The organism is Paenisporosarcina sp. HGH0030, assembly GCF_000411295.1.
Classification (GTDB): domain Bacteria; phylum Bacillota; class Bacilli; order Bacillales_A; family Planococcaceae; genus Paenisporosarcina.
Map to the genome: position 1 here is coordinate 2261803 of NZ_KE150421.1, position 13503 is coordinate 2275305.

Annotated in this window: 14 protein-coding genes; 10 read left to right on the plus strand and 4 right to left on the minus strand. The window is 39.1% G+C overall.

Annotation, left to right across the window (positions count from 1 at the left end; genetic code table 11):
- Positions 1-51 precede the first annotated feature (51 nt).
- The 9 genes from HMPREF1210_RS10750 (at position 52) to HMPREF1210_RS10790 (ending at position 7623) form a co-directional block, all read left to right on the plus strand.
- Positions 52-372 carry a hypothetical protein gene (locus HMPREF1210_RS10750; protein WP_016428710.1) on the plus strand — a complete coding sequence of 107 codons (321 nt, stop codon included), beginning with the start codon at positions 52-54 and terminating at the stop codon, positions 370-372.
- Positions 365-1204, plus strand: a complete 840-nt coding sequence (locus tag HMPREF1210_RS10755; protein WP_016428711.1) for a CPBP family intramembrane glutamic endopeptidase — start codon at positions 365-367, stop codon at positions 1202-1204. Before HMPREF1210_RS10750 ends, HMPREF1210_RS10755 begins: the two co-directional genes overlap by 8 nt.
- A gap of 60 nt (positions 1205-1264) precedes the next feature.
- Positions 1265-2092, plus strand: a complete 828-nt coding sequence (locus HMPREF1210_RS10760) for a CPBP family intramembrane glutamic endopeptidase (protein WP_036659560.1) — start codon at positions 1265-1267, stop codon at positions 2090-2092.
- On the plus strand, positions 2089-2766 hold the full coding sequence (locus HMPREF1210_RS10765; RefSeq protein WP_051123204.1) for a hypothetical protein: 678 nt from the start codon (positions 2089-2091) through the stop codon (positions 2764-2766). The genes HMPREF1210_RS10760 and HMPREF1210_RS10765 overlap by 4 nt, the downstream gene beginning before the upstream one ends.
- Before the next feature lie 150 nt (positions 2767-2916).
- Positions 2917-3180, plus strand: a complete 264-nt coding sequence (locus HMPREF1210_RS10770) for a hypothetical protein (protein ID WP_016428714.1) — start codon at positions 2917-2919, stop codon at positions 3178-3180.
- A 397-nt stretch (positions 3181-3577) separates the two neighbouring features.
- Positions 3578-5086, plus strand: coding sequence for an FTR1 family protein (locus HMPREF1210_RS10775; RefSeq protein ID WP_016428716.1), 1509 nt, complete (start codon positions 3578-3580; stop codon positions 5084-5086).
- Complete coding sequence (locus tag HMPREF1210_RS10780) at positions 5076-5495, plus strand: hypothetical protein (protein ID WP_016428717.1); 420 nt, start codon at positions 5076-5078, stop codon at positions 5493-5495. The genes HMPREF1210_RS10775 and HMPREF1210_RS10780 overlap by 11 nt, the downstream gene beginning before the upstream one ends.
- Before the next feature lie 243 nt (positions 5496-5738).
- Positions 5739-6953, plus strand: coding sequence for an MFS transporter (locus tag HMPREF1210_RS10785; RefSeq protein WP_016428718.1), 1215 nt, complete (start codon positions 5739-5741; stop codon positions 6951-6953).
- 151 nt (positions 6954-7104) lie between these two features.
- A complete protein-coding gene (locus HMPREF1210_RS10790; protein ID WP_016428719.1) occupies positions 7105-7623 on the plus strand; it encodes a hypothetical protein in 519 nt (172 codons plus the stop codon).
- Between the two features lie 250 nt (positions 7624-7873).
- Here the strand turns inward: HMPREF1210_RS10790 and HMPREF1210_RS10795 are convergent, their stop codons facing one another.
- The 4 genes from HMPREF1210_RS10795 to HMPREF1210_RS10810 form a co-directional block, all read right to left on the minus strand.
- Complete coding sequence (locus HMPREF1210_RS10795; RefSeq protein WP_016428721.1) at positions 7874-8314, minus strand: NUDIX hydrolase; 441 nt, start codon at positions 8312-8314, stop codon at positions 7874-7876.
- 257 nt (positions 8315-8571) lie between these two features.
- On the minus strand, positions 8572-8856 hold the full coding sequence (locus HMPREF1210_RS10800) for a YiaA/YiaB family inner membrane protein (RefSeq protein WP_016428722.1): 285 nt from the start codon (positions 8854-8856) through the stop codon (positions 8572-8574).
- 307 nt (positions 8857-9163) lie between these two features.
- A complete protein-coding gene (locus tag HMPREF1210_RS10805) occupies positions 9164-9349 on the minus strand; it encodes an aspartyl-phosphate phosphatase Spo0E family protein (RefSeq protein WP_016428723.1) in 186 nt (61 codons plus the stop codon).
- Positions 9350-9655: 306 nt separating this feature from the next.
- The gene (locus tag HMPREF1210_RS10810; RefSeq protein WP_016428724.1) at positions 9656-11590 is read right to left on the minus strand and encodes a MutS2 family protein; all 1935 of its coding nucleotides are present in this window, start codon (positions 11588-11590) and stop codon (positions 9656-9658) included.
- Positions 11591-12199: 609 nt separating this feature from the next.
- Between HMPREF1210_RS10810 and HMPREF1210_RS10815 the strand changes: the two genes are divergently transcribed.
- Positions 12200-13387: a CapA family protein gene (locus HMPREF1210_RS10815; RefSeq protein ID WP_016428725.1), complete on the plus strand. Its 1188-nt coding sequence runs from the start codon at positions 12200-12202 to the stop codon at positions 13385-13387.
- The last annotated feature ends 116 nt before the right edge of the window (positions 13388-13503 follow it).

Below are 13503 nucleotides of genomic sequence, written 5' to 3' on the forward strand. Positions count from 1 at the left end.
AATAAATCATATAAGGAAATTTCGAAATATATATATAAGGATGGTGTTCGGGTGAAAAAACGTATTGCGATAGCATTTCTTATAATTTCTATTGTGGGATTCATTTTCAGCTTGCAGGGTCTTCTTTATGAATGGAAAGCGAAGGAATTGTCCGTTGCGTTTATAGAAGAGACTTATGGAGGCGACTGCCTAAACAATATCCGAGCTAACATATATGGAGAAGAAGATGGCTACTATGCGGTTTATGTTCGTTCAAATGATAAAACCTTTTATCTGAAAATCAAATTGTCCATGTGGGGGCAAACAGAAGAGATTTTGGATGCTTCTGAATACAATCAGGTTTACTCTTGCGAGGAGGAATTGGATGTTTAAAGAAATGAAAATCCGGATTTTTGTTGTCTTAATGATTGTCTTTGCTCTCGCAGTGGAATGGATTTTATCCTTGTATGACATTCCTGAAAACTACAAACGCATTATTTCAGATTTCGTTTCTTTTGAATTGGTTGCGTTGCTGTTCTTTGGCTATTACTTTTATCGGTATAAATCTCCACTCCGGACTGTTGTTTCAGACAAAAATGTGGATACTTCATTCTTATCGGTGCTAGCAATTGCGCTTATTTTCAATACATTTTCACTTACAACGTTTTGGGTTTATTTAGTGATAGAAGATTCTTTCTTTCAATTAGACCCATTTATCGTTGAACCCTCTAATGAAACTGTCCTATTTTTGATTGTCTCCATGGTGGTGACGACGGTTACGGGACCAATCGCAGAAGAATTCGTTTTTCGGGGACTTTTGTTGAACCGCCTCATCAAGAAAACGAATATGTGGGCCGGTATCTTGATTTCGAGTTTGGCTTTTGCAGCAATCCATATGCAAGCCGAAAAGATGCTAGCTACTTTCATCTTTGGCATCCTTGCCTCACTGATTTATTTGAAGACAAAAAATTTATTCATTCCGATCTTGATTCACATCGTACATAACGGCTTCACTTTATTTCAAGAATTCTTCTTTCCTTCATGGATAGAAACCCTTTTCTTAGTCAGCACGGATGATTTATATGTGAACGTTGTCCTGAAAAGCACGTTTCTCGTGGTCAGTTTATTATTGTTGATTCTCATCATCATGTATCTTGCAAGAAGCATATACTCCGATAGACGAAAAAGAGATGTATTATCGCAGCCAGTAGGAGTTTCTCAATAATTCGAAACCATTTCCTCCCAGTTGCGTATAAGTAAGTAGAATTTGATTGGGGTTGAGCGAATGTTTGAAGAGATGAAGACGCGTCATTTGTTTGGTTTGACTATTTTGTTGATGGTGGTATTTGGGATTGGGGCTATTTTCCTTCCATACAGTGATAATTTTGTGGAAGCAGGAATTACGCTGATTTTGTATATAGCAGCACCCCTTCTGTTCTTCCGATATCATTTCCGAAAACAAGGTCAATCTGTACGTGAAGTGGTATTCAAGGAAGGAACCGTTGAATGGCTACCTCGTTTATTTGGATTTGTTGCGATTTCCATTGCGTTTTCAATAAGTGTATTTTGGCTTCAATTGTTTGCCTTGTATCCTATTTTTCCTGGGTTTGTGGATTTTCTGTTGGAGCCCATTCCGATGCCGGAAAACCCGATTTATTTAGTGATTTCACTTGTCAGCATAGCCATTATTGGTCCCATTGCTGAGGAGTTTATCTTCCGTGGCGTTTTGTTGCATCGCATGATGAAGAAAACGTCGATGTGGGGCGGAATCCTCATTTCCAGTATTCTGTTTGGCCTGTTGCATGCAGATGTTGTCGGGGCATTTATCTTTGGAGTGATCGCTTCCTTGTTGTATTTGAAAACACGCAATTTATTGATTCCGATTTTAATGCACATTATCAATAATTCGATTGCCGTGATCTGGATGTATGTCGCACCGACTTGGCCAAAGTGGGGCATTATGGAAAGCTCAGAACTGTATGATAAAGCCCTTCCGAATGCGATTGTGCTATTGATTAGTTCTGTATTAATTACGTGGGTGATTGTAAGTTTGGTTAAAAGTTTGCCGAAGAAAACAAATAAAGAAGAAGTGGAAGAAGAAATGGCTCAATGATGAAGGATAATCGAGTAATCGTCCGAAACAAAAAAAGACTGATCGTGGGGATTGGCTTGATGGTATTCGTCATGCTGCTCAATTTCCCTTTTCCGCATGAGAAACCTTTTGCCGCAGGTAAAGCGTCAGTCATGAACATTCCCATTCAGGATATGGATGGGTTCAAGTTTGGTGGGCTCGTCTTGCTTGTCATTTTGGTAGTTGGTATCTATCTGTTTGGGACTTCCTTGGAAAAATATCGGGCTCGACTGGTGATTTTAGCGATTCTTCTCTACTTTTTATTGCCTTTTTTCTTAATCAATGTCTATCAAAACACACTCGCTTCGGGTATTTACGCGATTGACTATGAGTTGGATGAGAGTGTATGTGAATTCAAGAAAATGGATGACAAGAGATTGAGTGTCATGTGTGATTTACCGTTTGAAAATTTTAGTGACGATGAAGTGACTTTTGATGTTCGATTTGGTGACGAACCGCTTTTCGAAGAGAGATTCAAGGTGGTTCCTTTGATGAATGAAAATGCTCCTTACACCGTTTCCCTTCAAGGGCACGAAACAAAAGTAGTCCGTATTGAAACAGAATTGGCTATTTCTCGAGGAAACGGTTTAGACGGCGGGACCACCCATCAAGTACACATTGAAATATCACAAGGAAATAGAATGAGACGGTTATAAATGGACATAGTCCCTGGTACTTTCAGTTCTCTGGGATCCAAATGATTTAAAAAAAATGACTCCACAGACCGTTTTTCACAATTTGTGCTTAAAGATATTCCGAATCATGTTGTTTCAACTTTATATCCTTATAAAGGATGGTGATCATTAATGACTTTTTGGAAAGCAGTTGCCGCATTCATTTCAGCGTGGCTCATTAGTAACTTCACGTATTTACTATTACCATTTTTCCAATACAAATTGTTCAGTGACGGTCAATTTGTTTGGGAATCCCTTTTCAAATTTGTTTTGGATATCGCTTTGTTTGTTGTTCTTTACGTCGGGATGTATTATTTGATTTCGTTCATCCAAAGTTGGCGGATGCGTGCCCGGTATGACGCAGCTCAAAAAGAGCGAGCGAAGGAGAAACAATAGGTAGTTCAATATTAATATCTTCATTATTTTATGTATAGGCATTTACTCGATTGGCATCAGACCGTCATATATGAATTTCCCTTCAGGAGTATATACCCTTAATTTGGCCATCGTGATGGCACATATCTTTTTGAAAATTGAAAAGTTGTGAGCCATCACATTTAGTTTATTTAAGGCACCATTTTGTTTATTTTTTCCATTCAACCACTCCATTTTTCCCTCTATATTAAAATCGTTCTTCTCCCCTTTTTTATTTCGACCTTATTCATATTTATTTTGCGATTGACAAGACATCTATATAACCTTATAATTCGTAAGAATCTAATTGATAATGATTTTCATTATCGAATTAATCTTTCAATTAATTTAAATAACAATATAAAGAGGAGACAAAATAATGCGATCTATACATTTTGCTCTAGTCTTCGTCCTTATCGGGCTGTTAATTTTTCCAACCAAAAGTTTTGCTACGAGCCCTGAAGATGACCTGCGCCAAGCAAACGTTCAAATTGATGAAGTCGTAAAATCTGTTCAATTGGGCGACACTAAAACTGCCTCTGAACAATTTAAGAAATACACGGCTAATTGGATTTCTTTTGAATCAGGAATTAAGGAAAAATCTGAACAGGCTTACCATGATATAGAAGATAATATGGGACAAGTTCAGTTTGCTTTAGCTCAAGATCCGGTTAACTCTGAAAGTGTTCAAAAATCGCTTCAACAACTGAAAGAAACGAATACTAAATTTATTAATGGTCAATTCTCACAAACTTCAGTTGCGGATCAAGATGCTTCAAAAAATAATGGCGATGTTGCCAAACTGATTATGTTATTAAATCACTCTTTAGACAAAATTGATAACCAAGATATTGACGGTGCTAAATTAGATATTGAGGAATTCAGAAAATCTTGGTTGGACGTTGAAGGTGTAGTGCTCACTCAGTCTGCAACGGTCTACAAAAATGCAGAAAGTGATATGGTTACTTCATATTCCATGCTTTCAGCTAATCCGCCCGATGTAAAAGGGGCAAAAAAAACCATTGAAGAAATGAGAGATTATTTATCTCCACTGGTTTCAAAAACTAGCTACACGATGTTAGATGCGACGACCATTCTGTTACGCGAAGGGTTAGAAGCTCTTTTAGTTGTCGTAGCGCTTATGGGCTTTTTAAAGAAATCCGGTCATTCGGACAAGAATAAATGGATTTGGGTAGGCGTGGGGTCTGGCATTGGCATCAGTCTGGTTCTTGGCATTTTGGTCAACTTCTTATTCTCAGCTGGCACATTTGGTCACAACAACTTTCTGATTGCTGGATGGACAGGTGTTTTTGCTGCTGTCATGCTCAGCTACATGAGCTATTGGCTTCATAGTAAATCGAGTATTTTAGAATGGAATCGCTATATCCAGAAGAAAAGTACGAAGGCACTCGATACTGGTAGTTTACTTTCAATTGCGATTTTAGCTTTTCTTGCTGTCTTCCGTGAAGGAACTGAGACCGTCTTATTCTATATCGGAATGGCATCTTCTATTGACTTAGGTTCCTTATTAGGTGGCATAGCGATTGGCCTAACCATATTATTGATTACGTCGTACTTAATCTTAAAAGTAGGCTTAAAAATTCCGATGCGTCCATTTTTCATGGTGTCGAGTATATTAATGTTCTACTTGTGCTTTAAGTTTACGGGTATGGGCATTCATGGTTTACAATTAGCCGGGCTTATTCCAGCTACACAAGCTCCAATTCCAACCATTGACTTTTTTGCGATCTACTCAACTTGGGAGAGCTTTATCCCTCAAATGATTTTGTTAGTCGTTGCAGTTTTTGTAGCATTTTTGGGTAAAATAAAACAAAAAACAATTCAATCAAGAATGAAAAAACAGGAGGAACTTAATAATGCAATCTAAAAAGTACGTATTCCCAATAATAATCGCAGCATCAATGGCTTTATCGGCTTGTGGAACAAATGATGAACAAACAAAAACTGATGATAACACCCAAACAGAAGAGACGACTTCACAAACATCGATTGCGGATGGAGCAAAAGAAATGAAAGCTGAAGTTGCCGATTTGAAAGTGCAATTAGAAGCAAATGACACTAAGAAAGCCGAAGCAAATGGCGAAAACTTAGAAGAAATTTGGGAGAGTTTTGAAGATGCAGTAAAAGAAAAAGACGCGGACCTTTATGAACAAGTTGAAACACCCCTTCACATAATTGAAGCAGGAGTAAAAATTGACCCTCTTGATGTAGACACATTAAATAAAGCCGCTGACGATTTGGATAGCGTCCTTTCCGATGTTGAAAAAATAAAATAAAATCAGAACAGCTTGCAATTTACTTCAACGTAGATTGCAAGCTGTTTTTTGTACGTGAACTCTACATATTCGGCGATTAGAAAAAACCCTCATGTTTGTTTTTAAAACATTTGAATGGGGTGCCTCCTAAATTTTAAACAGCGTCCCAAAAATTTTGTGTCTCGAAGTACTTGTTTTCTTTTTTTACAGGTTTATAATTCATAGAATATCAAACCTATTCTTTGAATTATAACGGAGAAACTTATGCGACCATATAATGAAAAAATCAGCATTTATTATGGCATGGCTTCGACCATTGCGATGAATTTTTCTAACAACTTCTTTCCCATTTTTGCAATTACCATTTTGAGCGCCACCAACTACCAAGTGGGATTGATTAGTTCCCTTCCCCCGCTTGTCGCGTTGCTCATGACTATTCCAGCTGCCATTCTACTGAACCGAGCACATGAGCATAAGAAGCTAGTGGCGATGTCGGTTTTGCTTGCAAGGTTGATGTTCCTGCTGATTGTCATGCTCGTGTATTTGCCTTCTGAATCGATGCAGGCATGGGCTTTCCTTGCCATCATTGCACTAATGAGTGTGCCGAATACTGTGGCAAACATCGGCTCGCAAACCTTGATTAGCGGCATGATCGATGAATCCAGGCGTGGCCAATTTTTCAGTGACCGCAATCGGCTGTTGACGATGGTTGGGCTCGTTTCGACACTTATCATCGGCATTGTGATGAAAGATGAATCCGACAATGTGACAGCGTATCAAATCCTATTTGCAATGGCCTTTGGATTTGGACTTTTGGAGGCCTTCTTGTTGATGAAGCACGACGAAGCGCCTGCCCATGGGGGTGGCCCTTTGGTAAAGAAAAAGTTAATGGATTGGTCCATTTTCAAGCATGCTAATTACGTATGGTTTTTAGTAGCAGCACTATTCTTCAACTTTGCGTGGCAAATGGCATGGGGGATTTTTAACATTTACCATGTGCGTGTGGTTGGGGCGACCATTTTTTGGATCAGTATGTTTTCTGTTGGAAATATGTTGATGCAAATTTTGACATTCCCGCTATGGAAAAAATGGGCTGAGCGCAAATCGAATGTGCGTGTCTTCGTATGGGCCGCAATTGGAATGGCTTCAACGCCATTTCTGACGGTACTATCGACGAACTTGTATTACTTAACACTCGTCCAGACAATGTCAGGCTTCTTCCTGTCAGGCGTCGTGTTGCTGCTGTTCAATTTATTGTTGGAACAGTCTCCTGAAGAATCACGTACGTATTGCATCACAACCTACAATGTCCTGCTTGCATTTGCGGCGTTTCTTGCACCGCAAATCGGTATTTGGATGTTGAACAGTTGGGGTGTCGAGACGGCAATGTATCTAAACTCTGGACTGAGATTGTTGAGTGCCGCGCTGTTTTATGCCGTGTATGTCCGCTATGGAAGAACGCCTAAAACGATCACCTGATGTGGATGCAAATATAATTTTCAAGTAAAACACCGCTAATCCATCATTGAATTAGCGGTGTTTTACATGTTGTGGTATGGAAGTTATTCAGATTCACAACGCCTTTATGTAAAAAATTACTCAAATGACTTTCATTAATAGGAGGATTCTTATGCAACGCTATACATACAAAGTGCCTGGAACTGTGTTCCTTTCTACAACAATGCCCATCAATCATGAGCTAGGCGGCACCAGTTTTGCGATGCAAAAGCAGCCCCATGGCTTTGTTGCCAAAATCGTCAACGATGCCCTGATCACTGGCTTGCCCTACTGTTATAAAATCGTAAATGAGTACGAGCAACCTTTATATAGTGTAGATTGTACATTTCCAGGCATTGGCTACACATTTACCGATCATGTATCATCACAGACCGTGTCGATAAAGAGCCATAGAGTGCAATTGATGGAAAAAGCCTATTCGATTACACTTGCCAACCACGAATATTATATTGAAAACGATTATACAGGTGTCGGTCACTTGAAATGCAACAATACACACGTTGCCACTGTTTCGAGACTTTCTGCGACTAAAATCTCAACAATTGATACCGTTGTCATTCAAGCAACAACACAGGAAATTGCAGTTATCGCAGCCGTACTATATCATACGTTTTACTATTTGGGTGCTTAATATTGGTTGTTGGATGGTGTTTTTCATTTTGATTTCTTTCCATACATTTATCGTTAACTAGTCCAATTAAAATAAATTCCTTACTACACGAATGATTAGTCTCGGGATAAAGGTGAGGATGCCTAAAATAATTTCAATTAGGATCGAATCTCGAATCTCCCTGTCCATCTGTCCATGTCTCTTAAAAACCATTTCTTTTTTCCTAGGATTATTCTTCATTCTTATCCCCTCTGTATCTTTAATCATGACTTTAAAAATTTACTATTGTATGTTGTTGAGCTAATCTATCCGCAAGTTTGATATTGTCCTTCAAGTAACCCGGTACATCATGATGATTTACGATTTGTTCAGTGGTCATCCACAGAACGACGTCCACTTCATCTGGACTCTTAGCATACGCTTCTCCCGAATGGTGGTCGCAAAGAAATATAATATCTACTACATGGATGCCTGAATCCGTAACAAATGATGAGCTATTCACATACCGAAGATTTGAAACTTCAATGCCCACTTCTTCCGCAATTTCTCTTTTTAGTGTTCTTTCTAAAATATCCGATGAAACTCCTTCTATTTCTACCTTGCCCCCAACCAAAGACAGCGATCCACCCGCATGTTCTTCTTTTTCACTGCGTCTGATTAACAACCACTTTCCATCGTGATAAATTGCGCCCTCTACATTTACAATAAACAAAAGTTCCCCTCCTCAGATTTCATCTATAAATCAATTTATTTTGCCTTATACTCACTTTTTAAAAGAATGTCCTCTGCAGGCAGTTGCGTCCATTCTACAAGGAATACATAAAGATATTAAACGATTCAAGATTAAATTAACGCATGTGTCTCTTTATACGTACTGAAAGTAAAAAAGTTCCAATTCAAGAGTGTCTTTTCATTCCATCAAAAAACACCCCAAAATGGAGTGCAATTTGTTAACTATTTCAGTTTTCATTACGATTCCTTCGACCCACTTGGAATTCGTGTATTGTTAAATTGTCTTTCCTGTTCTGCCAAAATATCGTTATCTTCCGCATTATCACGTGTCACTTTTTGTGTTAGGATTGCACCCACTGCCACCAAGATCATGACTGCGATGTAATAGCCTTTTTCATTTAGTTGTAAATTATCCGCATTGTAAAGACCGATTGCGAACATGACTACACCTGCAAAGAATGTGAAATAAGCAAGCACGGTAAAAGCGACGGTATTGCGTCTTCTGTATTTCGTTGGATACATAGAACACCCTACTTTTCTCTTTATTTGTACTTCTTATTATATGATATGAGTGGAAATTCTAGGTATTTCGCAAGAAAAAAATGCATTTTCCCATTTTTCAGACCGTTATCGCTTTTTTTACTAGAGTGAGACATATTATGGGCAACCCTGTATAACTTGAAAAATAGGCTATTCGCGTTTCCAGCCGGTCTATTCACGCTTTTGACACTTCTATTCGCGAACCTTATATTCGCAGCCCCATACAAAAAAAAGCGAAGCGAAGTGACATGATCACCTTGCTTCGCACTCTTTATTGGCTAATCTTAAGCTATACGACAAAATTGAATTGATAAATCCCTTGATAGTGGTTGAGTAACTCATCCAACTCTTGACTGCACATGACGACGTTGGGATGACTCATACCCAAGTGCTTTGCTTTCTTATACATTTCTCTTTTTTTACTGTTGATTTGTTTCAACGTTACGTTCGTTTTACCTATCGTTGGCGTATTCATATTTCCCTTCCTCCATACCCATATGATTTTTGAGAGCACATAAGTTCTAGCGGTCAGTCAGAAAAGCGTTTTAAACACAGGGCTATGGTTGCGATAAGCTTGATTGAAGGGTTTTTCCTTCATAATTATTACCATTTACTTTACATTTTTATTATATAACGCAAATCCATGTAAATCAATATATGGTGTTAACTTTATTTTTCGACACTACATATTGTGAAAATAAATCATTTTTTTCATAAAATAAGCCACAAAAAGCTATGTGCTTTCTGTGGCTTATTTAGCATTAATATTGCATTTAGTTAATTACTCCTCATCCTCGAGACTTAACCCTTTAACATGCTTGAGATTGAGCTGTTTCTTCACTTTCCGATAATTTTTGGATTTGAAAATGATATCGTAATCATAGTTTTCAGGATACAGTTCACTTCCTTTAATGTGAAGCTGCAATCTTTTATGGTTAAAGGCTTTCTTTTCGCCTTTCACTTGCACGATGTAATTCCCATTGCTGTCAGGTCCTTTATATACAATCCCCGTCTCATTCGTAGCGGGTATCGTGACATTGTCTCCTTGTTCAAACTGCGCTACCTTTTCTTCAATGGCTTCCTTATTTTGTCGAGTTTTTCTGGCGTATTTATTTGTCGTGATTTGCTGCACATAATGAAGGTCCTTCAAATCAGCCTCGCTTGCATCATGAGGATATGTCTGCTCTCCTTTATACGATATGTCGTGTGCTTTTCTGATTAACTGCGGGTGCAATCCAAGCTTCAATGCAATATCAAACGCCTGGCTTTTCCCGCTTTCCCCCAATAACAAACGATACGTTGGTCGCAGTGTCTCGAGATTGAACTCCATCGAGCCATTCACAAACCCTTCTTTCCGGTCGGCAAAATCTTTCATTTCACTGTAATGGGTCGTTGCAAAGAGTGTTGCTCCTTTTTCAAACAATTGCTCCAAAATGACGATGGCCAACGCCATCCCTTCACTCGGATCCGTTCCAGAACCAAGCTCATCCAGTAGTACAAGTGATTGATTATCGGTTTTCTTTAAAATGTCGATAATGTTCAAAAGGCGTGAACTGAATGTGCTTAAATTCGCTTCGATGCTCTGGCCATCTCCTATATCCACATAGATTCGATGGAAAATGTGGAGTGAACTTCCCTTTTCCGCTGGAATGAACAAACCTGTTTGTGCCATCATGGTCAGCAGTCCGATGGTTTTTAGCGTGACGGTTTTCCCGCCAGTATTCGGACCCGTAATGACCAGTGCCCGATCTTTTTCTCCGAAATGGAAGGATAAAGGAACTGCATTCCCTTTCAGCATAGGGTGCCTCGCCCCATTCAAATGAATGATATAGTCCTCGTTCAACGTCGGACGTTCCCCATCAATGGAGACGCTGTACTTTGCTTTCGCAAAAATAATGTCATAATGATGCATCGTGTCCATAGCAATGTTGATTGCTAGTTCTTGTTCTAAGAATTTTTCGGTCAGTTCGTACAATATCTTCTCCACTTCATGCTCTTCTGAAATTCTCAAGTACTCGATCGATTCCTGCATTTCTTCCAGTTCTTTCGGCTCCATGAATAACGTAGCGCCTGATGCAGAGGTATCAATAACAGTCCCTTTTACTTTAGTTCGGTATTCCCTTTTGACGGCAAACACATAGCGTCCATTTCTTTCGGAAACCATCGCTTCCTGCAAAAACTGCGCAAACGTTTTTGACTTCACCATCGTTTGTGCTCGTTCCTTCACCTTAGCCAGTTGCATGGATAACTGTCTTCGAACAGTTGAAAGTTCTTTCGTAGCATAATCGTCAACTTGACCGTGTCTCAAGCAGCGCGTCAGTTCAGCTTCCAACTCATTTAAATCCCCTATTGATTCCGCATACAAATGTATAGTAGGTGCTGCGTACTGTTTATCTTTCATAAAGCGCTTCAGTTTATTACAGTGATCCAGGAAAGAAAGGACACGGGTAAATTGATCAGCCCGAATGTACAATCCTTTCTTTGCCTGTTCGATGTATTGCTCCATATCACTTAATGTATGAATCGGCACACTGGCACTGATTTTCATAATTTGCAGTGCTTCATGCACCTCACCTAATCCATGTTCAATACTTTTCTTATTCGTGGTCGGTCGCAATCCCTCGATTGAGTTCTTCGCCCGCTCCGTAATCGCAAAGCTCCCTACTTCCTGTAAAATTTCTTGATATCCCAATACATCAATGGTTTGTTGATTCATTATTAAATCCTCCCTTTTTTCCAAATAAAAAAGCCGACATGAAAACACTCATGACGGCTTAGAAGATATTGCATATAATGGAATCCCTGATTTGTGCACAAAATCGGCTTTGGTTGACGAAAATCAAACAAATGACCGTTTATAGACACAAAAAAAGCGATGACAAATACATGCCATAGCTGGAAATTTCATTCTTCTTTGCTATGATGCTTGTTCTTAACAATTCTTGAAAAGCGCAACCTAAATAAACCAAGCATTTTCTTGGTTTTTTGCTACTTTCAAGACCGTATTAAAATGACGGATTAGTTAAGAACTGCCACACTCATAAATAAACTCCTCTTTCGGATCTTTCTTTTACAAATTCAGAATATGCGAATTTCAGAATTTTGTCAATTATAGGAACTCATTTCAGCAGGACTTTTCATCTATTTATAGAATAACCTCATGACAAGATACTATTATTGAACTTTTCATTCTTCCAGCATATCAATCTTCATTGCTACATACGTATTATCGTCGCATCTTTTGTCAACACTAGTTACTAATTTGCGATACAAGTTGTTATCACTCTTTTTATATCGTAGCTAATGAATATTTTGGAGGAACGTCGTGAAAAAGTACTATTTATTAATCGCCTTATGTATGTTAATCGTTGGCTGTTCACATTTTTCTGCCCCTGAATTGCCAATCGACAGTATACCTGTCGCCAATGCAATGGAAACTGAAATGGCAAAAAGACCTGTAAAGCCAATTACAGTCAAAGCATTCAAAATTGAAAAACCCGTGGTAACAACCGCGAAACTTGTTGCAATTGGCGATATCCTGCTACATCAACCCGTATATAAAGATGCAAAAACGACTGACGGAACATATGATTTTACGGCCATGTTCGAAAAAGTGAAGCCTTTTATCGAAAGTGCCGATATTGCAGTTGCCAATCAAGAAACGATGATTGGGGGTCCAGAGCTGGGGCTTTCCAGTTACCCCAAGTTCAACAGTCCTTATGAAATTGGAGATGCGTTGAAGTACTCGGGAATCGATTTAGTGACCATCGCAAACAATCACACGCTGGATAGGGGAGAAAAAGCCATTCTTAACGCCATAGACTATTGGGATCATATTGAGATGCCATATACGGGTGCTTTCAAATCGCCAGACGACCGGAATATGGTACGGACTGTCACGAAGAATGACATCACTTTCTCTTTCCTGTCCTATAGTTATGGCACGAACGGCATGCCAGTTCCTGAAGGCAAACCTTATTTGATTAATTTGATTGACTTGCCGTTAATTGAACAGGACGTGAAAAAGGCGAAAACCATTTCGGACGTGGTGGTCGTATCCATGCACTGGGGAAATGAATATGAAAAAACACCAAACGACACACAAATTAATTTAGCCAATGAGCTTTCAAGCATGGGCGTTGATATTATCATTGGCCATCATCCTCACGTTCTTCAACCCGTTGATTGGATTGAACGGCCGGACGGAACGCGAACATTCGTCATGTATAGTTTAGGAAACTTTTTATCTAGCCAAGAGGGCTTGGAGAAATTGACAGGTGGCATTGGTGGCGTGGAAATAACGAAGGTCGTGGATTCGGAGAAAACGGTTATCAAATTGGATCACCCTAGTTTCGTACCGACTTATGGTTACTACAAAAACAAGCGTGACTTCGAAGTCATCCCTATGCATTTGTTAACGGAATCTTATTTACCTGGCTATCAAACGCACTATGAGAACACCCAAAGACACCTGAACGTATTAACGAATGAACTGACGTTTATTGAAAAATAATCGGTAAATGAAAGAGGACGGCTCTAAAGCCATCCTCTTTTTTGTGATTTGTTCCCTATGCCTTATCTTTTGGATTCATTTTTTATCTAGTAGCTAACTTGGGTGCAACTGAGGAT

What these genes read in the sequence shown, in the direction of transcription:
- HMPREF1210_RS10780 (WP_016428717.1), top strand. Translation starts at nt 5,076, where the DNA reads ATGCAATCTAAAAAGTACGTATTCCCAATAATAATCGCAGCATCAATG.
- HMPREF1210_RS10790 (WP_016428719.1), top strand. Translation starts at nt 7,105, where the DNA reads ATGCAACGCTATACATACAAAGTGCCTGGAACTGTGTTCCTTTCTACA.
- HMPREF1210_RS10810 (WP_016428724.1), bottom strand. Translation starts at nt 11,590, where the DNA reads ATGAATCAACAAACCATTGATGTATTGGGATATCAAGAAATTTTACAG.
- HMPREF1210_RS10805 (WP_016428723.1), bottom strand. Translation starts at nt 9,349, where the DNA reads ATGAATACGCCAACGATAGGTAAAACGAACGTAACGTTGAAACAAATC.
- HMPREF1210_RS10785 (WP_016428718.1), top strand. Translation starts at nt 5,739, where the DNA reads ATGCGACCATATAATGAAAAAATCAGCATTTATTATGGCATGGCTTCG.
- HMPREF1210_RS10800 (WP_016428722.1), bottom strand. Translation starts at nt 8,856, where the DNA reads ATGTATCCAACGAAATACAGAAGACGCAATACCGTCGCTTTTACCGTG.
- HMPREF1210_RS10765 (WP_051123204.1), top strand. Translation starts at nt 2,089, where the DNA reads ATGATGAAGGATAATCGAGTAATCGTCCGAAACAAAAAAAGACTGATC.
- HMPREF1210_RS10775 (WP_016428716.1), top strand. Translation starts at nt 3,578, where the DNA reads ATGCGATCTATACATTTTGCTCTAGTCTTCGTCCTTATCGGGCTGTTA.
- HMPREF1210_RS10770 (WP_016428714.1), top strand. Translation starts at nt 2,917, where the DNA reads ATGACTTTTTGGAAAGCAGTTGCCGCATTCATTTCAGCGTGGCTCATT.
- HMPREF1210_RS10755 (WP_016428711.1), top strand. Translation starts at nt 365, where the DNA reads ATGTTTAAAGAAATGAAAATCCGGATTTTTGTTGTCTTAATGATTGTC.
- HMPREF1210_RS10760 (WP_036659560.1), top strand. Translation starts at nt 1,265, where the DNA reads ATGTTTGAAGAGATGAAGACGCGTCATTTGTTTGGTTTGACTATTTTG.